We start from the raw sequence: 25,255 nt of genomic DNA on the forward strand, positions 1-25,255 counted from the left end.
TCAGCACAGATTAGCCGGTTAATGTGGCGATAACGCCGCGATGGAGTCGTTCTTCGCGCTCCTGCAGAAGAACGTCCTCGACCGTCGATCCTGGGGCACACGAGAGGAACTGCGCCTGGCCATCGTGTCCTGGATCGAGGGCAAGTACCACCGCAAACGCCGTCAACGCCGACTCGGGAAACTCACCCCCATCGAGTTCGAACTCATCATGAACCCAGCCGCTACACTGGCGGCATAAACCCGGAGGTCAACCAAACCTTCAGCGGACCCGACCGCCACGAAGAAGAGTCCGTCACCGTGCAGAGGGTAGTCCGCGGGCGAATAGGGGCGCTTGGCCGCAGCGTCCCACAGCAGGCCTTCCAGCTCGGAGTCGGGGACCCATCCCACCGCCTCAATGCCGGTGTTGGCGCTCACGGCGGGCAGGGAGGAAGTGAGGTCCAACTCCGCCGTGGCGACGACGTCCGGCCCGGGGGCCGCCGGGTCGACCTTGAGCACTACGTTGCGGTTGACGCCCTTGTCTGCGTTGTCGCGTTCGCTCGCGATGTAGACGAACCCGTCCCCGGCCACGGTGATCCCCTCGGCGTCGGGCCCTGCGGCTGCGGGCTTGTCGCGATCCTTCGCGTACCGCGCACGCTTGCCCTCGCTCCACCCGTCGGCGAAGCTCGCCCTACCAGCCTCGTCGAGGTCGAGCTTCCAGAAGGTGCCCGTCCCGTTGTCGACCGCGTAGAGCACCGCCCTGCCGTCCTCGACCGTGAAGTCCAGGCCGGACGAGTCCTCGAGGAACATCGCCGTCGGATCGAGCACCGCGGTCGCGGAAGCACCGGGCCAGGCTTCGTTGCCGGGTTCCGGGGCGGGCGGCTCCTCACCGCAGTTGCAGTAGCCCGGGGTCAGGGTCGTCGGCTGCCCCCACTCCCCCGTGCCGTTCGGGCAGCGCCCCCAGCTCGGGACGCCGTGCGCGGACCAGGCGTAGGAGTCGACAAGCGTGCCGTCGGGCAGGAACAGGCGTGCCGTGTCCGCCTTGCCAAGCCCGAAGCTGAAGTCGATGTCGGTGCGCAGCATCAGGTACGCGCCCGGTGCGAGCACAGTCCCAGCGGCGATGGCGTCGGTGCGGGTGTCGTCGTCGTCCTTGATCAGGAAGCCCCCGAGGTCGACCGGGGTCGCACCGGTGTTGAGCAGTTCGATGTAGTCGCCGGGCGCCGAGTTCGAGTTGACCTCGTTGATCACGACGGCGGGTAGCGCAGGCTCGGCGCAGCTGTTCGCCGTACCTTTCGTCGGGGCGAGCGAGTCGCGAAGGGCTCCGGAGCCGTCGGGGCAGCGGGCGATGCTCGTGAGCGAGTGCTGGGTCCACGCGTGGGAGTCGACGAGCGTCACACCGTCGGGAGCGAAGAGCCGCACCGAGTCGGCGCCCCCGAGGCCGAAGCCGCCCTCGACGGTGGCGATGTCGACGACATGGAAGGCGCTCGGGGCGAGCACCGTTCCTGAGGGGAGGACCCATCGGTGATCGTCGGAGTTGTCGCTGAGCACGTAGCCGCCGAGGTCGACCTGCTCCCCGCCAGGGTTGTAGAGCTCGACCCAGTCGTCCGGCGAACCCGCCTGGGACTCGATCTCGTTGATGACGACGCCAGCGGGGGCCGCGTCGGCGTCCAGGGGCGCGAGCCTGAGGATCGAGACGGTTACTGCTGCGGCGAGCGCGGCGCGGGCCTTGCGCATGGGTGCCTCCTGGTCGGTGGTGTGCTGGCACAGCCAACCAGTGGAGGGTGAACATCCGGTGAGCGGGAATGGTCCGGTTCCTGACCGGCTGCCGAAGCAACGGTGACCCGGCTTGTCGCTGCGGGCAAATGCAGGAAGGGCCCGCGACCGGAGTCGCGGGCCCTTCGGGGATCAGGTTCAGCGGATCTCGCCGAAGTCCATCTCGTCGAGCGGGACGGCGGGGCCGACCGCATCGGAACCGAACGAGTAGTCGTACGGGTCGTAGCTCATGGTGTAGGCGGTGGCGCGGGCCTCTTCGGTGGGCTCCACCCGGATGTTGCGGTAGCGGTCGAGACCGGTGCCCGCCGGGATCAGCTTTCCGAGGATGACGTTCTCCTTCAGGCCGACGAGCGAATCGCTCTTGCCCTGGATCGCGGCATCAGTCAGGACCTTGGTCGTCTCCTGGAAGGAGGCGGCCGACAGCCACGACTCGGTCGCGAGCGACGCCTTGGTGATGCCCATGAGCACCGGGCGGCCCTCCGCGGGCTTTCCGCCCTCGGACAGCGCCTTGCGGTTGGCGGCCTCGTAGGACGCCCGGTCCACGAGCTCGCCGGGCATCATCGTGGTGTCGCCGGAGTCGATCACGGTGATTCGACGCAGCATCTGCCGGATGATGATCTCGATGTGCTTGTCGTGGATCGGGGCACCCTGCGTGGCGTACACCCGCTGGACCTCCTCCACGAGGTGCTCCTGCACCTTGCGGAGGCCGCGGATGCGCAGGACGTCCTGCGGATCCACCTGGCCGGCGGTGAGCTGCTGCCCGATCGAGACGTGCACACCGTCGCGGATGGCGATGCGCCGGCCCTCGTGGTCCTCGAACTCCAGGCGGGTACGGCGACCCACCGGGTACTCGAGGTCCTCGCCACCGTCGTCGCGGACGATGACGATCTTGCGGGAGCGGTCGCCGTCCTCGATGCGGACGACACCATCGGCCTCGGCGATCGGCGCCTTGCCCTTCGGCTGGCGCGCCTCGAAGAGCTCGGTGACACGGGGAAGACCCTGCGTGATGTCGTCGCCTGCCACACCACCGGTGTGGAAGGTACGCATCGTGAGCTGGGTTCCGGGCTCACCGATCGACTGGGCGGCGACGATACCGACGGCCTCGCCGACGTCCACCGTCTTGCCCGAGGCGAGCGAACGGCCGTAGCACATGGCGCAGGTGCCGACCGCCGACTCACAGGTGAGCACGGAGCGGACCTTGACGTCGGTCACACCGGCGTCGACAAGCGTGCGGATCTCGGCGTCACCGAGGTCGGTGCCTGCCTCGACCAGGACGTTGCCGTCCTTGTCGACCGCGTCGACCGCGAGGGTGCGGGCGTAGACAGAGGTCTCGACGTTTCCTGCGGTCTCCACCGTGGCGCCCTTTGCGAACGGCTCGGCGGGAACCTGGATGGGGCGACCGGTCTCGTCGGTGCCCGGGGTGCTCCAGGTCGCGATCACCTTGGTGAGGCCGCGGCTGGTGCCACAGTCCTCCTCGCGGATGATGACGTCCTGCGACACGTCGACCAGACGACGGGTCAGGTAACCCGAGTCGGCCGTGCGCAGAGCGGTGTCGGCCTGGCCCTTACGGCCACCGTGGGTCGAGATGAAGTACTCGAGAACCGAGAGACCCTCACGGAAGTTCGACTTGATGGGCCGGGCGATGATGTCGCCCTTCGGGTTGGCCACGAGGCCTCGCATGGCGGCGATCTGACGCATCTGCGTCATGTTTCCTCGTGCACCCGAGTCGACCATCATGTAGATCGGGTTGTCCTTGGTGAAGTTGTCCTTCATCGCCTCGGTCAGCTCGGCGGTCGCGTCGGTCCAGATCGCGATGAGCTCCTGACGGCGCTCGTCCTCGGTCACGGAGCCACGCTCGTAGAGCTTGTCGATCTTCGCGGCGCGCTTCTCGTAGCCCTCGAGAATCTCTGCCTTCTGCGGCGGCGTCTGCACGTCGGAGATCGACACGGTCACGCCGGAGCGCGAGGCCCAACGGAAACCCATGTCCTTCAGCGCGTCCAGCGCCGTCGCGACGGTGACCTTCGGGTAACGCTCAGCCAGCTCGTTGATGATCGGGCCGAGGACCTTCTTGCCCACGACGGTGTTGACGTACTCGAAGTCCTCGGGCAGCGCCTCGTTGAAGAGGGCGCGACCAAGGGTCGTCTCGACCAGGAACGAGCCGTCTGCACGGGCCTCGACTCCGGGAACATTGACGTTGGTGAGCACGATCTTGATCTTCGAGCCGAGATCGAGGTCGCCACGGTCGAACGCCATGATCGCCTCGGCCAGCGACGAGTAGGCATGCCCCTCGCCCTTGCCCGGACGCTCGAGCGTCAGGAAGTAGTGACCGATGATCATGTCCTGGGTCGGCATGGTGACGGGGCGACCGTCTGCCGGCTTCAGGATGTTGTTGGTCGACAGCATCAGCACGCGCGCCTCGGCCTGAGCCTCGGCGGAGAGCGGAAGGTGCACGGCCATCTGGTCACCGTCGAAGTCGGCGTTGAACGCCGTGCAGACGAGCGGGTGGATCTGGATGGCCTTGCCCTCGATCAGCTGCGGCTCGAAAGCCTGGATGCCGAGGCGGTGCAGCGTTGGTGCACGGTTCAGCAGCACCGGGTGCTCCGAGATGACCTCTTCGAGGACGTCCCACACGACGGGGCGCTGACGCTCCACCATGCGCTTGGCAGCCTTGATGTTCTGAGCGTGGTTCAGATCGTCGAGGCGCTTCATCACGAACGGCTTGAACAGCTCGAGCGCCATCGCCTTCGGCAGGCCGCACTGGTGCAGCTTGAGCTGCGGGCCGACCACGATGACCGAACGGCCCGAGTAGTCGACGCGCTTGCCGAGGAGGTTCTGACGGAATCGACCCTGCTTGCCCTTGAGCATGTCGGAGATCGACTTGAGCGGGCGGTTGCCCGGCCCCGTGACAGGGCGTCCGCGACGGCCGTTGTCGAACAGCGAGTCGACGGCCTCCTGGAGCATGCGCTTCTCGTTGTTCACGATGATCTCGGGCGCACCGAGGTCGAGCAGGCGCTTCAGGCGGTTGTTGCGGTTGATCACGCGGCGGTACAGGTCGTTGAGGTCGGAGGTCGCGAAGCGGCCACCGTCGAGCTGCACCATCGGACGCAGGTCCGGCGGGATGACCGGGACGGCGTCGAGCACCATGGCCGACGGCGCGTTGCCTCCGGTGAGGAACGCGTTGACGACCTTGAGGCGCTTGAGCGCGCGGGTCTTGCGCTGGCCCTTTCCGGTGGCGATGATCTCGCGCAGGTTGAGCGACTCGGCCTTCAGGTCGAAGTCCTGGAGGCGCTTCTGGATAGCCTCGGCGCCCATGGAGCCCTCGAAGTACTTACCGAAACGCTTCTTCATTTCGCGGTAGAGGATCTCGTCGCCCTCGAGGTCCTGGACCTTGAGCGACTTGAACCTCTGCCACACCTCGTCGATGCGGTCGAGCTGGCGCTGGGCGCGGGTGCGGATGAGCCCCGCCTCCTTCTCAGCTGCCTCGCGGACCTTGCGCTTGACGTCGGCCTTCGCGCCCTCCTCCTCGAGCTGGGCCAGGTCCTCTTCGAGCTTGCGCATGCGCGCCTCGATGTCGGCGTCGCGGCGGGCGGCGACCTGCTTGGTCTCCACCTCGACCTTCGACTGCAGCGAGGCAAGGTCGCGGTGACGACCCTCCTCGTCGACGGAGGTGATCATGTGCGCTGCGAAGTAGATGACCTTCTCGAGGTCCTTCGGAGCGATGTCGAGCAGGTAGCCGAGACGGCTGGGGACGCCCTTGAAGTACCAGATGTGGGTGACGGGGGCGGCCAGCTCGATGTGGCCCATGCGCTCGCGACGCACGTTGCTGCGGGTCACCTCGACGCCGCAGCGCTCGCAGATGATGCCCTTGAAGCGGACACGCTTGTACTTGCCGCAGTAGCACTCCCAGTCCCGGGTGGGACCGAAGATCTTCTCGCAGAAGAGACCGTCGCGCTCGGGCTTGAGCGTGCGGTAGTTGATGGTCTCCGGCTTCTTCACCTCGCCGTGCGACCATTCGCGGATCTCGTCGGCGCTAGCCAGACCGATACGCAGTTCGTCGTAGAAGTTCACGTCCAGCACGTTTTGCTTCTCTTTCCCCTACTTCAGGGCAGTAGGTGCCTTTGGAAAAGTCTGAGTTCTTGTGGGTGTGACTGAGCTAAGACTCAGACTTCGCCGACGTCCAGGAAGTTGTCAGAACCGGGGCGGCGACCGAGGTCGATGCCGAAGTCCTCGGCGGAGCGGATGTCATCCTCGGACTCGCGCAGGTCGATGACCCGGCCGTCGTCGGAGAGCACCTCGACGTTCAGACACAGCGACTTCATTTCCTTGACGAGAACCTTGAACGACTCCGGGATGCCCGGCTCGGGGATGTTCTCGCCCTTGACGATCGCCTCGTAGACCTTCACGCGGCCGGGGACGTCGTCGGACTTGATGGTCAGGAGCTCCTGCAGGGCCCATGCGGCGCCGTAGGCCTCGAGGGCCCACACCTCCATCTCACCGAAGCGCTGGCCACCGAACTGCGCCTTACCACCCAGCGGCTGCTGCGTGATCATCGAGTACGGGCCGGTCGAACGGGCGTGGATCTTGTCGTCGACCAGGTGGTGCAGCTTCAGCATGTACATGTAGCCGACGCCGATCTTGTCCGGGTACTTCTCGCCGGTACGACCGTCGAAGAGGTATGCCTTGCCGGAGGAGTCGATCAGGCGGTCGCCGTCACGCGTGGGAAGCGAGTTGTCGAGCAGACCCGCGATCTCCTCCTCGTTGGCGCCGTCGAAGACGGGGGTGGCCACCTTGGAGTCGCCCTCGACGCGGCCGAGGCCGACCTCGCGGAGACGCTCGGCCCATGCCTCTTCGATGCCGGTGATGTCCCAGCCGGTCTTCGCGATCCACCCGAGGTGGTTCTCGAGGACCTGGCCGATGTTCATTCGGGAAGGAACGCCGAGCGGGTTCAGCACGATGTCGACGGGGGTGCCGTCCTCGAGGAACGGCATGTCCTCGACGGGGAGGATCTTCGAGATGACGCCCTTGTTGCCGTGGCGTCCGGCGAGCTTGTCGCCGTCGGAGATCTTGCGCTTCTGGGCGACGTGGACGCGGACCAGCTGGTTCACGCCGGGGAGCAGCTCGTCGTCGTCCTCGCGGTTGAACACGCGGACGCCGATGACCGTTCCGGTCTCGCCGTGGGGCACCTTGAGCGAGGTGTCGCGGACTTCGCGGGCCTTCTCACCGAAGATGGCGCGCAGCAGGCGCTCCTCGGGGGTCAACTCGGTCTCGCCCTTCGGCGTGACCTTTCCGACGAGGATGTCGCCGGCGCCGACCTCGGCACCGATACGGACGATGCCGCGCTCGTCGAGATCGGCGAGCATCTCGTCGGAGACGTTCGGGATCTCGCGGGTGATCTCCTCGGCGCCGAGCTTCGTGTCGCGGGCGTCGACCTCGTGCTCCTCGATGTGGATCGAGGTGAGGACGTCGTCCTGCACGATGCGCTGCGAAAGGATGATCGCGTCCTCGTAGTTGAGGCCCTCCCACGGCATGAACGCCACGAGCAGGTTGCGGCCGAGCGCGAGCTCACCCTGGTCGGTGCAGGGCCCGTCGGCGAGCGGCGTGCCGATCTCGACACGGTCACCGGGGGCGACCAGCGGGCGCTGGTTGATGCAGGTGCCCGCGTTCGAGCGCACGAACTTGTCCAGCTTGAAGCTGGAGTAGGTGCCGTCGTCGTTGGCGATCTCGATCAGATCGGCGGCGACGGAGGCGACCGCACCCGGCTTCTTCGCGAGCGTGACGTCGCCGACGTCGACAGCGGCGCGGTACTCCATGCCGGTGCCGACAAAGGGGGACTCGTTGCGGATCAGCGGGACGGCCTGGCGCTGCATGTTGGCGCCCATGAGGGCTCGCGAGGCGTCGTCGTGCTCGAGGAACGGGATCAGCGCGGTCGCGATGGAGACCATCTGACGCGGGGACACGTCCATGTACTCGACCTCGGCAACGGGGACCTCGTCCGCGTCGCCGTGCTTCAGGCGGACGAGCACGCGCTCCTCCGTCAGGTGGCCCGACTCGTCGACTGCGGCGTTCGCCTGCGCGATCGAGTAGCGGTCCTCCTCGTCGGCGGTCAGGTAGTCGATCTGGTCGGTGACCAGGCCGTCGACGACCTTGCGGTACGGCGTCTCGATGAAGCCGAACGCGTTGACGCGGGCGAACGAGGCCAGCGAGCCGATCAGACCGATGTTCGGGCCTTCAGGGGTCTCGATGGGGCACATGCGGCCGTAGTGCGACGGGTGGACGTCTCGGACTTCCATGCCTGCACGGTCGCGCGAGAGGCCGCCGGGGCCCAGCGCGGAGAGGCGACGCTTGTGGGTCAGGCCCGCGAGCGGGTTGTTCTGATCCATGAACTGCGACAGCTGCGAGGTGCCGAAGAACTCCTTGAGCGCGGCCGTGACCGGGCGGATGTTGATCAGCGTCTGCGGCGTGATGGCCTCGATGTCCTGCGTGGTCATGCGGTCGCGGACGACGCGCTCCATGCGGCCGAGGCCGGTGCGCAGCTGGTTCTGGATCAGCTCGCCGACGGTGCGGAGACGACGGTTGCCGAAGTGGTCGATGTCATCGGCCTCGACGGGGACGTCGCCCAGCATCTCCTGGTGCTCGTGCAGCGCGACCACGTAGCGGATCGCCGCGACGATGTCGTCGATGGTGAGGACCTGCTGATCGAACGGCAGCTCGAGACCGAGCTTCTTGTTGATCTTGTAGCGGCCGACCTTCGCAAGGTCGTAGCGCTTCGGGTTGAAGTAGTAGTTCTCCAGCAGCTGCTGGGCGGCGTCGCGCGCAGGCGGTTCGCCCGGACGCAGCTTGCGGTAGATGTCGAGCAGGGCCTCGTCCTGGGTCTTGACCGAGTCCTTCTCGAGGGTGAGGCGCATCGACTCGTAGTCGCCGAACTCCTCGAGGATCTTGTCTTCGCTCCATCCGAGCGCCTTGAGCAGCACGGTGACGTTCTGCTTGCGCTTGCGGTCGAGGCGCATGAAGACCATGTCGCGCTTGTCGATCTCGAACTCGAGCCAGGCGCCACGCGAGGGGATCACCTTGCAGGAGAAGATGTCCTTGTCGGACGTCTTGTCGGGGGTCTGCTCGAAGTAGACTCCCGGTGAACGCACGAGCTGGGAGACGACGACACGCTCGGTGCCGTTGATGATGAAGGTGCCGCGGTCGGTCATCAGCGGGAAATCGCCGATGAAGACGGTCTGCGACTTGATCTCGCCGGTGTCGTTGTTCACGAACTCGGCGGTGACGAAGAGCGGTGCGGCGTAGGTAACGTCGCGGTCCTTGCACTCCTCGATGGTGTACTTGGGCTCCTCGAAACGGTGGTCGCGGAACGAAAGCGACATCGTCTCGTTGAAGTCCTCGATCGGAGAGATCTCAGCGAAGATCTCCTCCAGACCGGAACGGGTGTTGACGTCCGTGCGGCCAGCGGCGAGCTGGTCCTCCACCTTGGACCGCCAGGTCTCATTACCGATCAGCCAGTTGTATGCGTCGATCTGTAGATCCAGGAGGTTCGGGACCTCCAGTGGCTCGTGAATCTTCGCGAAGGAGATTCGGCCGGTGGACGAGACGACATTGGTGTTCTTCATCGCAGAGCGCGAGGCGGCCAAGATTCGGTCCTTCCAAGAACGCTTGAAGCAGGTTTTCCTTGCACGTCGAACGACCCGCGTCAAGTCACGGGCACGATCGCATAGCTGGGCAAATGACCACTATATAGCAAATTGGCAGAGCACACAACTACCCCATCCCCCAGGGGCATGCGGCTCTCAAGCAGGTCGACGCTGACCTCGCGAAAGATGATAGCGCTCAGGAGTGGCTGCGCAACCCCCTCCGAGCGGGTGTCGCACGCTCAGTTGGGTCCCCCGGATGGAAGTGCTGCTCAGGCGCTGTTGACCACCGGGAGGCGCTCCCCCGCCGGGTCGAGGGATCTCCCGGGAAAGGACCGTGGCCCGCCACCACGAGGGGGACGGGCCACGGAAAGAGTTGCGCCTATGCGCGTCGGGTCACTTGACCTCGACGGAGCCACCGGCGGCCTCGAGGGCCTCCTTGGCCTTGGCAGCGGTCTCCTTGTCGACGCCCTCGAGCACCGGCTTCGGGGCGCCCTCAACGAGGTCCTTGGCCTCCTTCAGGCCGAGGGAGGTCAGAGCGCGCACCTCCTTGATGACTGCGATCTTCTTGTCGCCACCGGAGGTGAGGATGACGTCGACCTTGTCGGAGCCCTCCTCAGCAGCGTCGCCGGCGTCGCCGCCGCCAGCGGCGGGGGCAGCGGCAGCAGCAACCGCGACGGGAGCGGCAGCGGTGACCTCGAAGGTGTCTTCGAAGAGCTTGACGAACTCGGAGAGCTCGATCAGGGTCATCTCCTTGAAAGCGTCAAGGAGCTCGTCGTTGGTGAGCTTCGCCATGTTGGGCGTTCCTTTCAGAAAAAAGTGTGTGATCGCAGCGGGCGCTGCAACGGATCACTCCGAAGCAGGTGCTGCTTCAGTTGCCGCATCCGCGGCGGGGGTCTCGTCCGAGGCAGCGGCGGCAGGCGCGGAGCCTGCGCCACCGATCAGGGAGGGGTTGGCCTCGGCAGCGGTCTGCAGCGCACCGAGGACGCGGGCGCCCTTGGCAAGCGGAGCCGCCAGCATGTAGGCAGCCTTGGCCAGGTTGGCCTGCATTGCGCCGGCGAGCTTGGCAAGCAGAACCTCGCGGGATTCGAGGTCAGCCAGCTTCAGAACGGCCTTGGCGTCGAGGAACTTGCCCTCGAGGACGCCACCCTTGATCGCCAGGGACGGATTGGCCTTTGCGAAGTCACGCAGCCCCTTGGTGGCGGCGGCGATGTCACCGGTGACGAAGGCGATGGCGGTGGGGCCGTTGAGGGACTCTTCGATGCCCTCAATGCCGGCTTCCTTTGCCGCGATCGTCGTCAGGGTGTTCTTCGCAACGGCGTAGGTGGCGTTCTCACCGAGGGATCGACGGAGTTCCTTCAGATCCTTGACGGTGAGACCGCGGTACTCGGTCAGCACTGCCGCTGCGGAGTTGCTGAACGCGTCAGTCAGCTCCGCAACCTTGGCAGCCTTGTCCGGCCTCGCCATGTGGTCTCCTTCCGATTAGCAGCCTTGGGGTTCCCGGCGGGAGCTCCAAGGGCCTCGGACCACAAACAAAAAGCCCCGTCGCCGGTGGCGTCGGGGCGGCTACCATGAACATGGAAGAAGCTCGTACGTTCACCTGCGCGGGTGCCTTTCGGCTTTAGGACTTGCGTCACCTGCGGTCTTCGGCGTCGACAAGATTACCGGCAGGACTCCCCCGCACCAAATCGGCGAGTTGACTCACGCTAGATGCCCGCGTAGGTCGATTCGTTGACTCATCTCAACATGCCCGCGTAGCGGCACGCTACGAGGATGGAGTTGACGATGGCCCAGCGCAAAGCGATCACCACGGCCCAGGCGAAGGCATGGACGAAGGCGACCAAGGCGGAGAAGGCCGCGATTCTGGACGCGGTGGTCCAGGTCACCGGCTGGCATCGCGATCATGCCCGCAAGATGCTGCGCCGCGCCGCGACCGGTCAGATGCCCGGGCCCCGCAAACCCCGAGAGGCGATCAGGCGCTACGACACACACGTCACCGAAGCATTGGTGCGGTGCTGGGCCATGCTCGACGGGATCGCCTCGAAACGTCTCGCAGCCGCCTTGCCACGGTTGCTGGCCGCGCTGGAACGCCTCGACCGACTCGACATGAGCGTCGAGGTCCGTGACCAGCTCCTGGCCATGTCACCGGCCACCATGGACCGGCACCTGCAGCCCTACCGCACCGGACTGATCGCTGCCAAAGGCATCGCCCACACCAAACCCGGCTCGTTGTTGAAGTCCTCGATTCCGCTCAAGACCTGGGCCGAGTGGAACGACACCGAACCCGGGTTCATCGAGATCGACCTGGTCGGCCACGAAGGCGGCGACAACAACGGCACCTTCCACTACAGCCTCAACGCCACCGACATCGCCACCGGCTGGACCGAAACCTGCACCGTGCGCTCCAAAGGCGAACGCATCGTCGCCGCTGGCCTCGACCAACTCATCGGCCGGTTCCCGTTCCTGATCCTGGGAATCCACTCCGACAACGGATCCGAGTTCATCAACCACCACCTCTCCCGCTACTGCAACCTGCGCCAGATCACCTTCACCCGCGGCCGGCCCTCCCACTCCAACGACCAAGCCCACATCGAGCAAAAGAACTGGTCGATCGTGCGCCGCGCCGTCGGCTACTGGCGCTACGACACCGCCCGCGAACTTGACCTCCTCAACCACCTCTGGCCCGCCTGGAACACCCGAAACAACCTGCTGATGCCCAGCCAGAAACTGATCTCGAAAACCCGCACCGGCGCGAAAGTCACCAAACGCCACGACACCGCCACCACACCAGCCGACCGGCTCCTTCGCGACCACCCCGACACGCTCACCCCAGCCGAGCACGCTGCCCTCCACGACCGCCTCGACACCGTCGACCCCATCGAACTCGGCGACCAGATCGCTGTGATCCAAGGCAACCTGCTCGACCTCGCCAAACGCCGCGGAGCCGTCCAGCGACGCGCGAAACGCAACCACGTCTACCTCTCCCGCACCAAAATCACGCGGGCATCTTCAGATGAGGCAACGACTCAAACCAAGCGGGCATCTTGACATGAGGCAACGGGATCGGCTCAGACGGCACCGGCGGGCCGACCGAACGACTCGCGGTCGGTCGGGTCGTCGGGCAGCCCCTCGAGCTCAGCGCGATCGACGCGCTCGCTCTTGACAACGCCCGCGCGCAAGGGGTTGCCGTCGTCGTCGACCTCGACGTCGGCCGGGTAGACGAGGAGGCCGAGGCGTCGGTGTAGTAAATGAGATAAAACGTGGCGAACCCGACGACGAGCGCTATGCCGCCGATCAGCCACAGGCGGGCGGTCTCGGGGCGTCTGGTCCCGTCATGTCAACTCCTCGGACCGGTTGTTCTCAGTGTGGCACCGCGCCCCCGGACTGCATCGAACGCTCAGGCGTGCATTACGCTCGGCTACCTATTGACCACCTTTGTCGAAAGAGGACCCCCGATGCGCCGCATCTTCGCCGTTGGCCTGCTTGCCACACTCGCCCTCACCGCCTGCGGCGGCCAGGACGCCACCGAGCCCGGGTCGGGCTCCAGCGAGTCGGCAGCGGGCAGCACCGACCGCAGCTTCGACGTCTCGGGCATCAAGAAGGTCGACGACATCGCGGGGCTGCTCCCTCAGGCGGTCGCGGACAAGGGCAAGCTGACCATCGGCGCCTCCATCGACTACGCTCCCGCCGAGTTCCGCGCCGACGACCTGAAGACGGCCATCGGCTATGACGTCGACCTCGGCAAGGCGCTCGGGAAGGTGCTCGGCCTCGAGGCCGAGGTCGTCGACGGCGAGTTCGCCTCCCTCCTCCCAGGCATCGGCAGCAAGTACGACATCGGCATCTCGTCGTTCACCATCACGCCGGAGCGCACCAAGAACTACAACATGGTCAGCTACATCACGGTCGGCTCGAGCTACGCGGTCAAGACCGGCAACCCCGAGGGCTTCGACCCCGACGACGTGTGCGGCAAGTCCATCGCCGTCCAGACGGGCACCTACCAGGACGAGGAACTCGCCGGCTTCTCGGAGCAGTGCACCACCGACGGCAAGGAGAAGATCGACATCCTCCAGTATAGCCGCCAGTCGGACGCGACCACCAACGTCGTCGGCAACAAGGCGGTCGCGTTCTACGCCGACTCCACGGTCGCCAGCTACGCCGCCGCACTGACCAACGGCCAGATGGAGGTCGTCGGCGGCATCCGCGACGCCGCCCCGCAGGGCATCGTCATCCAGCAGGACGACGCTGCCATGACCGAGGCGGTGCAGAAGGCCATGCAGCAGCTGATGGACGACGGCACCTGGGGCGAGATCCTCGACGCCTGGGGCATCGAGGGCGACGCGGCGCTGAAGACCGCCGAGCTCAACCCGGAGGGCTGATCGGATGTCCACCGAGACCCCGGAGCTGATCAGGGCGCGTCCGGTGCCACGCCCGTCGGTGTGGCTCTCCGCCGCGATCGTCGCCGTCCTCGCGGTGCTGCTCGTGGTCAGCCTCGTCACGAACCAGAACTACCGCTGGGACGTCGTCGGCAAGTACCTGTTCGACAGCCGCATCCTCTCCGGGGTCGGGTGGACCCTCCTGCTCACCGTCGGCGCGATGGCGCTCGGCATCATCATGGCGGTCACGATGGCGATCATGCGGATGGGCACCAACCCCATCCTGCGCGGCGTCTCGTGGGCCTACATCTGGTTCTTCCGCGGCACCCCCATCTACACCCAGCTGGTGTTCTGGGGCCTGATCGGGACGCTGTACCCGAAGATCGGCATCGGCGACTGGAGCATCTCGACCCAGGACATCTACAACGCGGCCTTCGCTGCCATCCTCGGCCTCGGCCTCAACGAGGGCGCCTACCTCGCCGAGACTGTCCGCGGCGGCCTGCAGTCGGTCGACAAGGGTCAGTGGGAGGCGGCCAATGCGCTCGGCATGAAGCGTTCGACGACGCTGCGCCGGATCGTGATCCCGCAGGCGATGCGCGTGATCGTCCCTCCGACGGGCAACGAGACGATCTCGATGCTGAAGACCACCTCCCTCGTACTCGCCGTCCCGTTCGCCCTCGAGCTGACCTTCGTCTCGAACGCGCTCGGCAACAAGGAGTTCCTCCCCATCCCGCTCCTGCTGGTGGCCGCCATCTGGTACCTGGCGATCACGTCGATCCTGATGGTCGGTCAGTCCCGGATCGAGGCCTACTACGGCAAGGGGTTCGACGGCGAGAAGCCCGCGAAGGCCGCGCACGGCATGTCGCGGCGCCAGCAGTCGATCCTCGCCTCCGGCACAGTCAAGGACGACCCCAACCTGGAGGTGACCCCGTGACCGCGATGGTCCAGGCAGTCGACGTACACAAGCTCTTCGGGGAGCTGCACGTTCTCAAGGGGGTCAACCTCACCGTCGCGCGCGGCGAGGTCTGCGTCCTGCTCGGGCCCTCGGGCTCCGGGAAGTCGACGCTGATCCGCTGCATCAACGAGCTCGAGCAGATCAGCGCTGGGCGGATGTTCGTCGACGGCGAGCTGATGGGCCTGCGCGAGAAGGGGGGCGTGCTGCACCGGCTCAGCGACAAGGACATCGCCCGCCAGCGCTCCCGCATCGGCATGGTGTTCCAGCGGTTCAACCTTTTCCCGCACATGACGGCGCTGCAGAACGTGATGGAGGCTCCGCGCCAGGTGCTGCGGATGTCGCAGGACGAGGCCCGCCGTGACGCGCTCGAACAGCTGGAACGCGTCGGCCTGTCGGATCGCGCCGACCACTACCCGTCGCAGCTCTCCGGCGGTCAGCAGCAGCGCGTCGCGATCGCCCGGGCCCTCGCCATGCGCCCCGAACTGATGCTCTTCGACGAGCCGACCTCGGCCCTCGATCCCGAGCTGGTCGGCGAGGTGCTGAGCGTCATGCAGGACCTCGCCGCATCGGGCATGACGATGATCGTAGTGACCCACGAGGTCGGCTTCGCCCGCGAGGTGGCCGATCAGGTCGTGTTCATGGACGACGGCGTCATCGTGGAGTCCGGCACCCCGGCCCAGGTGATCGATGACCCACAGAACCTGCGGACCCGCGACTTCTTCGCAAAGGTGATCTGACTGCGGCTGATCCCGGACGGGATCAAGGTAAGGGAAATGAGCGGGAGCCAGATCCCGATCTCGAAGAACGTCGCCTCGGTCGTCGCGGGCGTCCACCCCGGCCGGTGGGTCAACGGCCAACTGTTGGGCCTCAGCCGCATCCGCACCTCCCTGTTCAGTCTCGTGCTCGCGGCCGGGCTGGTGGCCGGCCTGGGCTTCGTGCGCTACAAGATGCTCGAGCATGGCCCCACCTGCGGCGGGCGGCGGCTCGGCCCGAGAGACGAGTGCATCAACCTCGACACAGGGCTCAGGCACACCTCCGCAGATCAGCAGGGCGCGCTGATGAACCAGTCCTGGTTCTGGGCGATCCGGACCGGTGCCGGCTATCTCCTCTACCGTCGCTTCGTCCCCAACCGGGCACTGGCCAAGGACCATCTCGAGACCGCGCAGCTGGTCCTGCAGCGGTTGGACGCCGACATCGCCCTGACGGCAGGCGACCCGCAGCTCAGCCGGGGCCTGCACGAGTACCGGACGGCGCTGCTTAAGAGACTGCACAGCCTCGAGGGCACGGCCCTCCCCCGCAACTCTGTCGCCACGATCACCTGATTGCGCTCCCTGCAGGCCGGGTACAGTGACCCGGGACCGTACGCTCCACGACGCCGCAGCATTCTGACCGGGAACCTACGGACGACCCGGACAACCCGGTCGGCGGAACGCAGGAGGGGCCATGGCACAACGCGACACGTCACGACAGCGTGTGACAATCAAGGACGTTGCCGAGGCCGCGGGCGTGTCAAGGTCGACCGCCTCCCGTGCCTTGACAGGTCGCGGCTACGTCGCCGAGGAGGTCCGCCAGCGAGTCCAGTCCGCCGCCACGAGACTCGGCTACGTTGCGGATGCGCTGGCACGGTCCCTCAAACAGCGGCACTCCCCTGTGATCGGTGTCCTGGTCTCTGACCTCTCGAACCCGTTCTACGCGGAGCTGGCCGCAGGCGCTGCGCGGAGGGCGAGGGAGAAGAATCTCGGAGTCATGCTCGCCGACACTGCCGGAGAGTCGGACGCCGAGCGGTCTGCAGCCGAGTTGTTCGTCTCCATGAGGGTCGCAGGTGTGCTCGTCACCCCGGTCGGTCCGCAGGTCACCACTTACCTCGCCTCTGCGCGGGTACCGACGGTTGAGGTTGACCGGTACTTCGCGCCCCAACTCGCTGACTCCGTCACGGTCTCCAACACCGCTGGCGCCAGGGACGTCACCGATCATCTGCTCAGGCTGGGCCACCGCAACATCGTGATGCTGATCGATGAGGCCAGCTGGACAACGGGAAGAGACCGGATCGAGGGGTTCCGCCGCGCCCACGAAGCACATGGGTTGAAGCTTGACGATTCCAACGTGGTCACGACCGGATGGAACAGCCGGGACGCGGCCCTCGCGGCGACGTCCGTGCTCGCCCGACGTGAGCGACCGACCGCGATCTTCACCACCAACAACGTGCTCGCTGAGGGTGCTTGGCGGGCGATCCACGCGGCGGGACTTCGGATCCCAGAAGACGTCTCATTGTGCACTTTTGACGAGGCGCAGTGGATGACGATGGTCACGCCGGAGATCACGGCCGTCAGCCAGAATGCCCACCACCTCGGCGACGCAGCGGCAGCCCTTCTCCTTGAGCGAATCGCCGAACCCGATCGCGCTCCACAGCCGATCGAACTCGAGACCACGCTCGTGCACAGGGCGAGCGTGGGACCGGCCCCTGGCCTTCCCTGCGATCCCGGAGGTACTCGCCCGGAACGACGCTGATGCACGCGACGAGCACCGGATCATGAGAGGATCATTCGCTGTCGAGGCGGCGCTCGGTTGCCCCGGTCCCTGGCCCGGTGAACCGTCAGAAGCCGTGAGAGACGACCGAGGCGCGGACGATAGCCTCCAGTGCCGTCGCCAGGTCGTCGAACGTGAGGCCGCTCTGCACGGGCGCCTTCGCATCCGTCTCCGCGCCGACCGTTGCGGCGCCGCCCTCGCGGACTGCGGGGACGTGGACGAAGCCTGCGGGCCCGTCGAAGCCGGTCAGCGCGGCCCGGAACACCGCGTTGCAGACGAAGGCGCCCGCGTCCTGCGACGACTCGGCCGGGATGCCTGCCTGCAGCACCGCGGCCACGAGCGCGTCAACGTCGAGGCGGGACGCGAGCCGCTGGGGCCGGGTATCGATCGGGCCGCTGGGCTGGGCGCCGTCGTTGTCGGGGATCCGCGCCACCTGCTCGTTGACCGCCCACTGCTCGGGGGTGACCGCGGAGCGGCCGCCCGCCTCGCCCACGGCAACCACGACATCAGGGTCGTGCTCGGCGATCAGCCGACGCAGGGCCTCCGGACCACCGAGGAAGCTCACCGGGATGACGGCGTGGACAAGCTCGAGGTCCGGGTCGTCGAAGCGCCGGGCGAGCCGCAGCACCGCCTGACCGCTGGCGTTGGCGGTGTCGCCGCCGAACGGCTCGAAGCCGGTGATCAACACCCGCACTGACATGGGTTCCTCCCAGAAAGACGAAGCCGGGCGGGCACCCGAAGGTACCCGCCCGGCAGATGTTCGCTTGTGCGACTCAGATCACTCGGCGGCCTTGGCGACGGTGGTGTCGACCAGGACGCTTGGGCTCATCGTCGACGAGACGGCGATCTTGCGCAGGTAGCGGCCCTTCGAGGAGGACGGCTTGAGACGCAGGACCTCGTCCAGGACGGCGAAGTAGTTGTCGGCCAGCTGATCGGCAGTGAACGACGACTTCCCGATGATGAACTGCAGGTTGGCGTGGCGATCGATACGGAACTCGATCTTGCCGCCCTTGATGTCGGAGACGGCCTTGGCCGTGTCCATCGTGACGGTGCCGGTCTTCGGGTTCGGCATCAGGCCGCGGGGGCCGAGCACGCGGCCGAGACGACCGACCTTGCCCATCAGATCCGGGGTGGCGACGACGGCGTCGAAGTCGAGGTAGCCGCCGGCCACCTTTTCGATCAACTCGTCGGTGCCAACCTCGTCGGCGCCTGCCTCGCGGGCGGCATCAGCCTTGTCACCGGCGGCGAAGACGAGGACCCGTGCCGTCTTGCCAGTGCCGTGAGGAAGGTTGACCGTGCCGCGGACCATCTGGTCTGCCTTACGGGGGTCGACGCCCAGGCGGACGGCGACGTCGATGGTCTCGTCGAACTTGGCCGACGCCATCTCCTTGACGAGGCGGAGCGCCTCCTCCGGGGTGTACTGCTGGTCCGCGTCGCGCTTGTCAGCTGCGGCGCGGTAGCCCTTGCTGTGCTTCATGCTGGTTCCTTAGCGTTTGGCCGGGCTTGGCCCGGTCACCAGTTGTGGTGTGGGGAGCACTCCCCTGCCACGTGAGTTTCAGTTGGTCAGTCGACCGAGACGCCCATCGAGCGCGCGGTGCCCTCGATGATCTTCATGGCGGCCTCGACATCGTTCGCGTTGAGGTCGGGAAGCTTGGTGGTGGCGATCTCGCGGACCTGGTCCTTGGAGATCTTGCCGACCTTGGTGGTGAGCGGGTTCGACGAACCGGAGGCGACGCCTGCGGCCTTCTTGATCAGCTCAGCCGCCGGGGGCGTCTTCGTGATGAAGGTGAACGTGCGGTCCTCGTAGATGGTGATCTCGACGGGGATGACGTTGCCGCGCTGGGACTCGGTCTGGGCGTTGTACGCCTTTACGAATTCCATGATGTTGACACCGTGCGGACCGAGAGCGGTACCGACCGGCGGCGCAGGCGTGGCAGCGCCAGCCTGCAGTGCGACCTTAACGAGGGCCGCAACCTTCTTCTTGGGAGGCATGGGTGGGTCCTTTACCTGAATGGATGGATGCGTCGGCGGAAACCGGCGCAACGCACAATCTTAGACGACCTTCTCGACTTGCTTAAATTCGAGATCGACGGGCGTCTCGCGGCCGAGGATCTCGACGAGAGCGCGGAGCCGCTGATTGTTGGCGTTGATTTCGGTGATCGTTGCGTGCACCCCGGTGAAGGGGCCGTCGGTCACCATGACGGAGTCGCCGACCGCGAAGTCGACGACCTCGATCTTCTTCTTCCGCGTCACGGCGGCGCCAGCCTGGGCTGCGTTCACCTGAGCGATCACGGAAGGAGTGAGCATGTGCACGACCTCGTCGATCGACAGCGATACCGGCTGCTGGCCGTGTCCGACGATGCCGGTCACCGACGGGGTCTGGCGCACGAGGCTCCAGGAGTCGTCGGTCAGCTCCATGCGGATCAGGACGTAGCCGGGCGTCACGCTGCGGGTGACGGTCTTACGTGCGTTGTTGCGAACCTCGACGACCTCTTCGGTGGGGACGATCGTCTCGAAGATGTAGTCCTCCATGTTGAGGCTCTGCGCGCGGGAGTCCACGTTCTGCTTGACGCGGTTCTCCATGCCCGAGTAGGTGTGGATGACGTACCAGTCGCCGTACTCGCTCTCGAGCCGCGCACGCAGCTCGTCGAGCGCCTTCGCGACGGCGTCGTCCTTGTCGAGGTCCTCCTCGTCGGAGTCCTCATCTTCGCCTTCCTCGGTCAGCGGGGCGATGTCGACGTCAGTCTCATCGTCCTCCTCGGCGCCGAACACGCCGAGGTCGATCTCGATGTCGTCTTCGTTCGACGACTCCTCGACGGCACCGAGGTCGATCTCGAAGTCGTTGTTCTCGGAGGTGTTGTCAGACTCGGTCATCAGTTGCTCCCAAACAGCTTGAGCAGGCCCCACCCGAACGCGAAGTCCAGCACACCGACGATCGCGATCATGATCAGAACGAACGTCAGCACAGCGCCGAACATGGCGAGGGTCTGGGCCCAGGTCGGCCAGACGACCTTCTTCAGCTCGTCAACGGACTGCTTGACGAACTGAACGGGGTTCTTGGCCTTGTACGGATCCTCGTGCTCAGAGGTCGCCTCGCTGCGCTTGCGCGTAGGGGCGTCCTTCTTGCGCACGGGGGCCTTTGCGGTCTTGCGGACGATCGGAGCGGCTGCGGCAGCGGCCTGCTCCTCAGGGGTGAAGTTCTCTTCGAGCTCGGCGATGGCCTCATCGTCGGAGGCGGCGTCCGCATCGGTGGCGTCGACGAGTTCCCCGTCGGTGGCGGGATCAGAGGCGGCTGCCTCATCGTCCTTGATCACGGCCTCTTCGGCCGCGGCGAGCGCCTCGGGGTCCTCGATGTCATCGATGCTGAGGGAATCGTCCTCGACCAGCTCGGCCTCGGTCGGCTCGGCAGCGTCGGGCTGGCCAGCCACGAGATCCTCGCGTTCCGGCTCCGCGTCGCGCGACTTGTCGCTCACGCTGCTTCCCTTCGCTCGACAAACAAAATGCCTCCCGGACAAGCCGGTCGGCGAGGCAAGGAAGCCGACGTTTCCGCGACTGCCTAGCAGGGCAGGAGGGACTCGAACCCCCAACCTGCGGTTTTGGAGACCGCTGCTCTGCCAATTGAGCTACTACCCTTTACCGGCCCTTGGGTGCCGCCTCGGTGACCGCGCTTTTGAGCACGCTTCGACCTTGGCAACCTGACCGGTGCTCTGCCAACTATAGGGGCAATCCGGCGTCGAGTCGAACCAGGGGTTCAACCGCACAGTGGGCGCAAGCGAGCAACACTTGTCCCATGGCCGACTCACGATCCGTGGCAGAGGCTATGGCGGGCACGCCCCGGTCGCGGCACCTTCCACCCGCCCAGGTGCCCTACGCCCACCTGGACGTACCGCTCCCCCTGTTCCGCGGGACGACGAACTCACAACCCTCGACCGTCAGGCAGATGCTGGAGGAACTGGAGGTGCCACCCGGCGCGAGGGTGCTCGACGTGGGGGCGGGTTCGGGCTGGACCACCGCGATCCTCGCGGGCCTCGTCGGGCCGGAGGGATCGGTGCCCGGCCTCGAGCTCGACGTCGGTCTCGCCCATTGGGGGGGCCGGGCGGCTGGCGCACTGGGGACGGCACTGGGCCCGGCTCGAGCCAGCGGACCCCGATGAACTGGGCAGGGCCGCCGAGGGCCCTACGACCGGATCCTCGTCTCCGTCATGGCCAAGGAACTGCCCGAGAGCCTCGTCGCCCAGCTGGCCGAGGACGGCAGGCTCGTCTGTCCGGTGGCGGGGCAGCTGTGGACCGTGCAACGCCGCGGCGGAGACGTCGAGATCCGGCGCAGCGGCGCCTACGCGTTCGTGCCGCCCGTGGTTCCCTAGGCGAGCGAGGCGATCCACGCGCGGTGCAGGTCGGCGTAGCGCCCCTCCCCCGCGACGAGCGTCGAGGGCTCGCCGTCCTCGACCACCTCTCCGTGCTGCAGGACGAGCACCCGGTCTGCGATCTCGACCGTCGAGAGCCGGTGCGCGATGATGATCGCCGTCCGGTCGGCAAGGATCGTCGAGAGGGCGCGCTGGACCAGCCGCTCGGTGGGGATGTCGAGCGAACTGGTCGCCTCGTCGAGGATCAGCACCCGGGGGTCGGCCAGCACGACCCGCGAGAACGCGATCAGCTGGCGCTGGCCTGCCGACAGGCGCGATCCGCGCTTACCCGTGTCGGTGTCGTAACCCTTCGGCATCTGCTCGATGAAGGAGTCGGCGCCGACCGTGCGGGCGGCGTTGACGATCTCCTCGCGGGTGGCCTCTGGCCTGCCGAACGCGATGTTGTCTGCGATCGAGCCGCCGAAGATGAAGTTCTCCTGGGTCAGCAGCGTGACGTGCCTGCGCAGCGTGTCGTCGTCGAGGTCGCGCACGTCCACCCCGTCGAGCCGCACGCTGCCCCGCTGCGGATCGTAGAAGCGGGCGATCAGCTTCGCGATGGTGGTCTTGCCCGCGCCGGTGGTGCCGACGAGCGCGACTCTCGAGCCCGCGGCGAGGTCGAGGTCGAGGCCGGGAAGCACTGTGGTGTCGTCCAGGTAGCCGAAGCGCACGCCGTCGAACTCGATGCGGCCCCTCGCCTCGGGCATGGCGACGGGTTCGGCGGGGTCGTCGACCTTCGGCCGCTCCTCCATCACGCTGGACACCTTCTCGAGGGCGGTGAGCGCGGACTGCAGGGTCGAGACGAACTGGCCGAGGTCCTGGATCGGGTCGAAGAACATGCGCAGGTACATCACGAACGCGGCCATCACGCCGATGCTGACGTCACCGCCGACGGCGAGCCAGCCGCCGACCAGCACCACGAGCACGATGCCGAGGTTGCCGATCAACTGGATGCCTGGCATGGCGCGGGCGAAGGTGCGCATGGCGGTGACGTTGCGGTCGCGGTACTGCAGCGCCACGTCCTCAAAGATCTCCGCGGAGCGGGGCTCGCGACGGAAGGCCTGGACGGCCTTGATGCCGGTCATGGTCTCGATGAACTGCACGATGACGATCGCCGAGTAGGTGCGCACGGCGCGGAAGGCGCGGGTCGAGGCCTTCACGAACCAGCGCATCAGCAGCCACAGCAGCGGATAGGTGGCGAAGGCCACCAGCGCGAGTCGCCAGTCGAGCGACAGCATGATCACGGTCGCGCCGAGGATCGTCAGCACCGAGATCACGACGACGTCGATGCCCTGGAGCACGAGTTCCTGGACCGCCTCGACATCGCTGGTCATACGGGAGACGGCGCGGCCAGAGGTGTACTTGTCGTGGAAGCCGATGTCGAGGCGCTGGAACTTGGTGAACAGGCGTCGCCTCAGGTCGAGCAGGATCGCGTTGCCGATCCGGCCGGTGCGCCGCAGGAACGTCACTCTGGTCAGGACCTGGGCGAGGATCGCGAGCCCCATCAGCGAAAGCGACGTCCAGAGCACCGACGTGTCGCCTGTCAGTCCGTCGTCGAGGACGCGCTGCACCAGCAACGGGATGGACAGGCGCGCGGCGGCCTCGACCACCACGACGCCGATCAGGAAGATCAGCCACCACTTGTAGGGACGCAGCAGTTCGACGAGCAGCCTGCGGGAGGGGCCGCGCAGGCCGACCCCGGCCGCGCGCTCCTCGTCGATGTCCTGCTTGACGCCGCGCCAGGCCGCCGTCGGGTCCTCGCGCTCCTGCTCCGGTGTCTGGGTTGTCATGCGCTCTGCTCTCCCATCGCGATCGAGTAGTCGGCGGAGAGCAGTTCGCGGTACTCGGGAACGGTCGCCAGCAGCTCCTGGTGGGTGCCGACGTGGGCGATGCTGCCCTCGGTGAGCACGGCGACCCGGTCGGCGAGCAGGACGGTCGAGGCGCGGTGCGCGACCACGATGCCAGTCACGCCGCCGAGCGTGGACTTCAGGGCCTCCTCGACCTCGGCCTCGGTGTGGATGTCGAGCGCGCTGAGGGTGTCGTCGAGGACGAGCACGCGCGGGCCGACCAGGATGGCGCGCGCCAACGCGAGGCGCTGACGCTGGCCACCGGACAGGCTGAGGCCCTGCTCGCCGAGCCGCGTGTCGAGCCCCCACGGGAGGTCGTAGACGAAGTCGGCGCGCGCGACCCGCACCGCCTCGGCGATCTCCGCCTCGATGGCCTCAGGGCGGCCGAGGGTGAGGTTCTCGCGTGCCGACATCGAGAAGAGGATCGGCTCCTCGAAGGCGGTGCCGATCAGGCTGCGCAGCTGGACGAGGTCGAGGTCGCGCACGTCGACACCGTCGAGCAGGATCTGGCCGCCTGTCACGTCGAGCAACCGCGGGATCAGCGACACGAGGGTCGACTTCCCCGATCCGGTGCCGCCCACGAGGGCGACCGTCTCCCCCGGTTCGAGGGTGAGGTTCAGCCCGCTGAGCGTCGGTTCGGTGGCGTCGTCGAACTGGAACGTGACGTCGCGCAGCTCGAGCCGTCCGGCCGGAGCCTCGATGCGGGAGGTGCCGGACGAGATGGTGACGGGGGCATCGAACACCTCGACCACGCGGTCGGCCGCGGTGGCCGCCTCGCGCGCGAAAGACAACAGGTAGCCGAGGCTGCCCACCGGCCAGGCCAGCGACAGGAGCAGGGTGACGAAGGTGACGGCGTCGCCGAGGGTCAGCACGCCGCCGGAGACGCCGAAGCTGACGCCGACCAGGACGACGAGCAGCAGCACGTTGGGGAAGACCTCGAGCAGCGTCCACAGAATGGAGGCGAGGTTCATCCGGGCCACACCTGACTCGGCGAGCTTCGTGGCCCGCTCGTCGTAGCCGCGGTAGGCGTAGCGGGCTCGGCCGAAGGAACGGATCACGCGGACGCCGTGCAGCGACTCCTCGGCGGAGGAGGCCACGTCGCCGGTCTCGTCCTGCACGCGGCGCGACAGCTTTCCGAACCGCCCCATCAGCACGAAGGTCGCGATCACGACGGGGATGACGGCGATCAGCACCGCGAGTCCGACGTGCCAGAGCTTCACCACCATGATCACGACGACCACCACGATGTGGATCGAGTTCATGAACAACATGACAAGGCCGAACGACATGAACCGGCGCAGCAGGCCGAGGTCGCTCATCATGCGCGAGAGGAGCTGGCCCGACTCCCACGACTTGTGGAAGCCCATCTGGAGCCGCTGCAGCTTGTCGAAGAGATCGAGCCGGATGTCGGCCTCGATGTGCGAGGTGGCCCGCGACATGATCCAGCGGCGGATGAACGACAGTCCGGCGTCTGCGACACCCAGCCCGAGCAGGGCGAGGCAGAACCACAGCAGGGCCGTGAGGTTGCGCTGGGCGATGGGCCCGTCGACGATCGCGCCGAGCAGGAGCGGGATGGCGACGCTGATCAGCACGCCGAGCGGGGCCATCACGAAGGAGGCGATGAACTGCCACTTGAAGCGCGCGATGTAGGGAAGGAAACGCAGCACCGCCGCGCGCCCGGGTGCCGCCGGGGCCAGAGCGTAGGAACGGGTTCTGGCTGGAAGCATTTCTTCACCCTACTGCGATGCGCGGACAGTTCGGAAGGCGTCCGAGGC

At 66.8% G+C, this 25,255-nt stretch carries 18 protein-coding genes, 1 tRNA gene and 2 pseudogenes; 8 read left to right on the forward strand and 13 right to left on the reverse strand.

Annotation, left to right across the window (positions count from 1 at the left end):
* Nucleotides 1–22: 22 nt before the first annotated feature.
* Nucleotides 23–238: pseudogene (locus BW733_RS03275) on the forward strand (IS3 family transposase); the annotation flags it as partial.
* Here the strand turns inward: BW733_RS03275 and BW733_RS03280 are convergent.
* The 5 genes from BW733_RS03280 to rplJ all read right to left on the reverse strand — a co-directional run bounded on the left by BW733_RS03280 (nt 163) and on the right by rplJ (nt 10,847).
* Nucleotides 163–1,710 (reverse strand): lamin tail domain-containing protein, encoded by a 1,548-nt coding sequence (locus tag BW733_RS03280; protein WP_077347869.1) that lies wholly within the window; start codon nt 1,708–1,710, stop codon nt 163–165. The pseudogene BW733_RS03275 and the gene BW733_RS03280 sit on opposite strands and share 76 nt — an antisense overlap.
* A gap of 177 nt (nt 1,711–1,887) precedes the next feature.
* Nucleotides 1,888–5,826 (reverse strand): DNA-directed RNA polymerase subunit beta', encoded by a 3,939-nt coding sequence (locus BW733_RS03285; RefSeq protein ID WP_077347871.1) that lies wholly within the window; start codon nt 5,824–5,826, stop codon nt 1,888–1,890.
* Nucleotides 5,827–5,909: 83 nt separating this feature from the next.
* The gene (rpoB, locus tag BW733_RS03290) at nt 5,910–9,383 is read right to left on the reverse strand and encodes a DNA-directed RNA polymerase subunit beta (RefSeq protein WP_077347873.1); all 3,474 of its coding nucleotides are present in this window, start codon (nt 9,381–9,383) and stop codon (nt 5,910–5,912) included.
* Between the two features lie 393 nt (nt 9,384–9,776).
* A complete protein-coding gene (gene rplL / locus BW733_RS03295) occupies nt 9,777–10,175 on the reverse strand; it encodes a 50S ribosomal protein L7/L12 (RefSeq protein ID WP_077347875.1) in 399 nt (132 codons plus the stop codon).
* Nucleotides 10,176–10,229: 54 nt separating this feature from the next.
* Nucleotides 10,230–10,847 (reverse strand): 50S ribosomal protein L10, encoded by a 618-nt coding sequence (gene rplJ / locus BW733_RS03300; protein ID WP_077347877.1) that lies wholly within the window; start codon nt 10,845–10,847, stop codon nt 10,230–10,232.
* 306 nt (nt 10,848–11,153) lie between these two features.
* On the opposite strand from rplJ, the gene BW733_RS03305 reads away from it, so the two are divergent.
* The 6 genes from BW733_RS03305 (at nt 11,154) to BW733_RS03330 (ending at nt 17,216) form a co-directional block, all read left to right on the forward strand.
* Nucleotides 11,154–12,428 (forward strand): integrase catalytic domain-containing protein, encoded by a 1,275-nt coding sequence (locus BW733_RS03305; RefSeq protein WP_202970180.1) that lies wholly within the window; start codon nt 11,154–11,156, stop codon nt 12,426–12,428.
* 407 nt (nt 12,429–12,835) lie between these two features.
* Nucleotides 12,836–13,756: an ABC transporter substrate-binding protein gene (locus BW733_RS03310; RefSeq protein ID WP_077347879.1), complete on the forward strand. Its 921-nt coding sequence runs from the start codon at nt 12,836–12,838 to the stop codon at nt 13,754–13,756.
* A 217-nt stretch (nt 13,757–13,973) separates the two neighbouring features.
* Complete coding sequence (locus BW733_RS03315) at nt 13,974–14,687, forward strand: amino acid ABC transporter permease (protein ID WP_335755095.1); 714 nt, start codon at nt 13,974–13,976, stop codon at nt 14,685–14,687.
* Nucleotides 14,688–14,692: 5 nt separating this feature from the next.
* The gene (locus BW733_RS03320) at nt 14,693–15,445 is read left to right on the forward strand and encodes an amino acid ABC transporter ATP-binding protein (protein ID WP_077352670.1); all 753 of its coding nucleotides are present in this window, start codon (nt 14,693–14,695) and stop codon (nt 15,443–15,445) included.
* Nucleotides 15,446–15,481: 36 nt separating this feature from the next.
* Nucleotides 15,482–16,030 carry a hypothetical protein gene (locus tag BW733_RS03325; protein ID WP_077347883.1) on the forward strand — a complete coding sequence of 183 codons (549 nt, stop codon included), beginning with the start codon at nt 15,482–15,484 and terminating at the stop codon, nt 16,028–16,030.
* Nucleotides 16,031–16,214: 184 nt separating this feature from the next.
* Complete coding sequence (locus tag BW733_RS03330; protein ID WP_202970336.1) at nt 16,215–17,216, forward strand: LacI family DNA-binding transcriptional regulator; 1,002 nt, start codon at nt 16,215–16,217, stop codon at nt 17,214–17,216.
* Nucleotides 17,217–17,301: 85 nt separating this feature from the next.
* On the opposite strand, the gene BW733_RS03335 is transcribed toward BW733_RS03330, so the two are convergent.
* The 6 genes from BW733_RS03335 to BW733_RS03360 all read right to left on the reverse strand — a co-directional run bounded on the left by BW733_RS03335 (nt 17,302) and on the right by BW733_RS03360 (nt 20,867).
* Nucleotides 17,302–17,934 (reverse strand): pyroglutamyl-peptidase I, encoded by a 633-nt coding sequence (locus BW733_RS03335; RefSeq protein ID WP_179947137.1) that lies wholly within the window; start codon nt 17,932–17,934, stop codon nt 17,302–17,304.
* A 78-nt stretch (nt 17,935–18,012) separates the two neighbouring features.
* Complete coding sequence (gene rplA, locus BW733_RS03340) at nt 18,013–18,711, reverse strand: 50S ribosomal protein L1 (protein ID WP_077347887.1); 699 nt, start codon at nt 18,709–18,711, stop codon at nt 18,013–18,015.
* An 86-nt stretch (nt 18,712–18,797) separates the two neighbouring features.
* On the reverse strand, nt 18,798–19,226 hold the full coding sequence (rplK, locus tag BW733_RS03345) for a 50S ribosomal protein L11 (protein WP_077347889.1): 429 nt from the start codon (nt 19,224–19,226) through the stop codon (nt 18,798–18,800).
* A gap of 60 nt (nt 19,227–19,286) precedes the next feature.
* A complete protein-coding gene (gene nusG / locus BW733_RS03350) occupies nt 19,287–20,108 on the reverse strand; it encodes a transcription termination/antitermination protein NusG (RefSeq protein WP_077347891.1) in 822 nt (273 codons plus the stop codon).
* Nucleotides 20,108–20,707, reverse strand: a complete 600-nt coding sequence (gene secE / locus BW733_RS19220; protein ID WP_237268283.1) for a preprotein translocase subunit SecE — start codon at nt 20,705–20,707, stop codon at nt 20,108–20,110. Before secE ends, nusG begins: the two co-directional genes overlap by 1 nt.
* 87 nt (nt 20,708–20,794) lie before the next feature.
* Nucleotides 20,795–20,867: transfer RNA gene (locus tag BW733_RS03360), tRNA-Trp, on the reverse strand.
* A gap of 187 nt (nt 20,868–21,054) precedes the next feature.
* Between BW733_RS03360 and BW733_RS19225 the strand changes: the two are divergent.
* A pseudogene (locus BW733_RS19225) lies at nt 21,055–21,597 on the forward strand (protein-L-isoaspartate O-methyltransferase family protein).
* Here BW733_RS19225 and BW733_RS03370 read toward each other — a convergent pair.
* A complete protein-coding gene (locus tag BW733_RS03370) occupies nt 21,594–23,423 on the reverse strand; it encodes an ABC transporter ATP-binding protein (RefSeq protein ID WP_077347893.1) in 1,830 nt (609 codons plus the stop codon). The pseudogene BW733_RS19225 and the gene BW733_RS03370 overlap by 4 nt on opposite strands.
* Nucleotides 23,420–25,207 carry an ABC transporter ATP-binding protein gene (locus tag BW733_RS03375; protein WP_077347895.1) on the reverse strand — a complete coding sequence of 596 codons (1,788 nt, stop codon included), beginning with the start codon at nt 25,205–25,207 and terminating at the stop codon, nt 23,420–23,422. Before BW733_RS03375 ends, BW733_RS03370 begins: the two co-directional genes overlap by 4 nt.
* Between the last annotated feature and the right edge of the window lie 48 nt (nt 25,208–25,255).

Source organism: Tessaracoccus flavescens (assembly GCF_001998865.1).
Lineage (GTDB): Bacteria > Actinomycetota > Actinomycetes > Propionibacteriales > Propionibacteriaceae > Arachnia > Arachnia flavescens.

Coding starts and splice junctions, on each gene's coding strand:
- BW733_RS03315 (WP_335755095.1), top strand. CDS start 13,974: ATGGCGCTCGGCATCATCATGGCGGTCACGATGGCGATCATGCGGATG.
- BW733_RS03370 (WP_077347893.1), bottom strand. CDS start 23,423: ATGACAACCCAGACACCGGAGCAGGAGCGCGAGGACCCGACGGCGGCC.
- BW733_RS03280 (WP_077347869.1), bottom strand. CDS start 1,710: ATGCGCAAGGCCCGCGCCGCGCTCGCCGCAGCAGTAACCGTCTCGATC.
- BW733_RS03320 (WP_077352670.1), top strand. CDS start 14,693: ATGGTCCAGGCAGTCGACGTACACAAGCTCTTCGGGGAGCTGCACGTT.
- BW733_RS03310 (WP_077347879.1), top strand. CDS start 12,836: ATGCGCCGCATCTTCGCCGTTGGCCTGCTTGCCACACTCGCCCTCACC.
- BW733_RS03325 (WP_077347883.1), top strand. CDS start 15,482: ATGAGCGGGAGCCAGATCCCGATCTCGAAGAACGTCGCCTCGGTCGTC.
- BW733_RS03375 (WP_077347895.1), bottom strand. CDS start 25,207: ATGCTTCCAGCCAGAACCCGTTCCTACGCTCTGGCCCCGGCGGCACCC.
- BW733_RS03305 (WP_202970180.1), top strand. CDS start 11,154: ATGGAGTTGACGATGGCCCAGCGCAAAGCGATCACCACGGCCCAGGCG.
- rplJ (WP_077347877.1), bottom strand. CDS start 10,847: ATGGCGAGGCCGGACAAGGCTGCCAAGGTTGCGGAGCTGACTGACGCG.
- BW733_RS03335 (WP_179947137.1), bottom strand. CDS start 17,934: ATGTCAGTGCGGGTGTTGATCACCGGCTTCGAGCCGTTCGGCGGCGAC.
- rplL (WP_077347875.1), bottom strand. CDS start 10,175: ATGGCGAAGCTCACCAACGACGAGCTCCTTGACGCTTTCAAGGAGATG.
- nusG (WP_077347891.1), bottom strand. CDS start 20,108: ATGACCGAGTCTGACAACACCTCCGAGAACAACGACTTCGAGATCGAC.
- rplK (WP_077347889.1), bottom strand. CDS start 19,226: ATGCCTCCCAAGAAGAAGGTTGCGGCCCTCGTTAAGGTCGCACTGCAG.
- rplA (WP_077347887.1), bottom strand. CDS start 18,711: ATGAAGCACAGCAAGGGCTACCGCGCCGCAGCTGACAAGCGCGACGCG.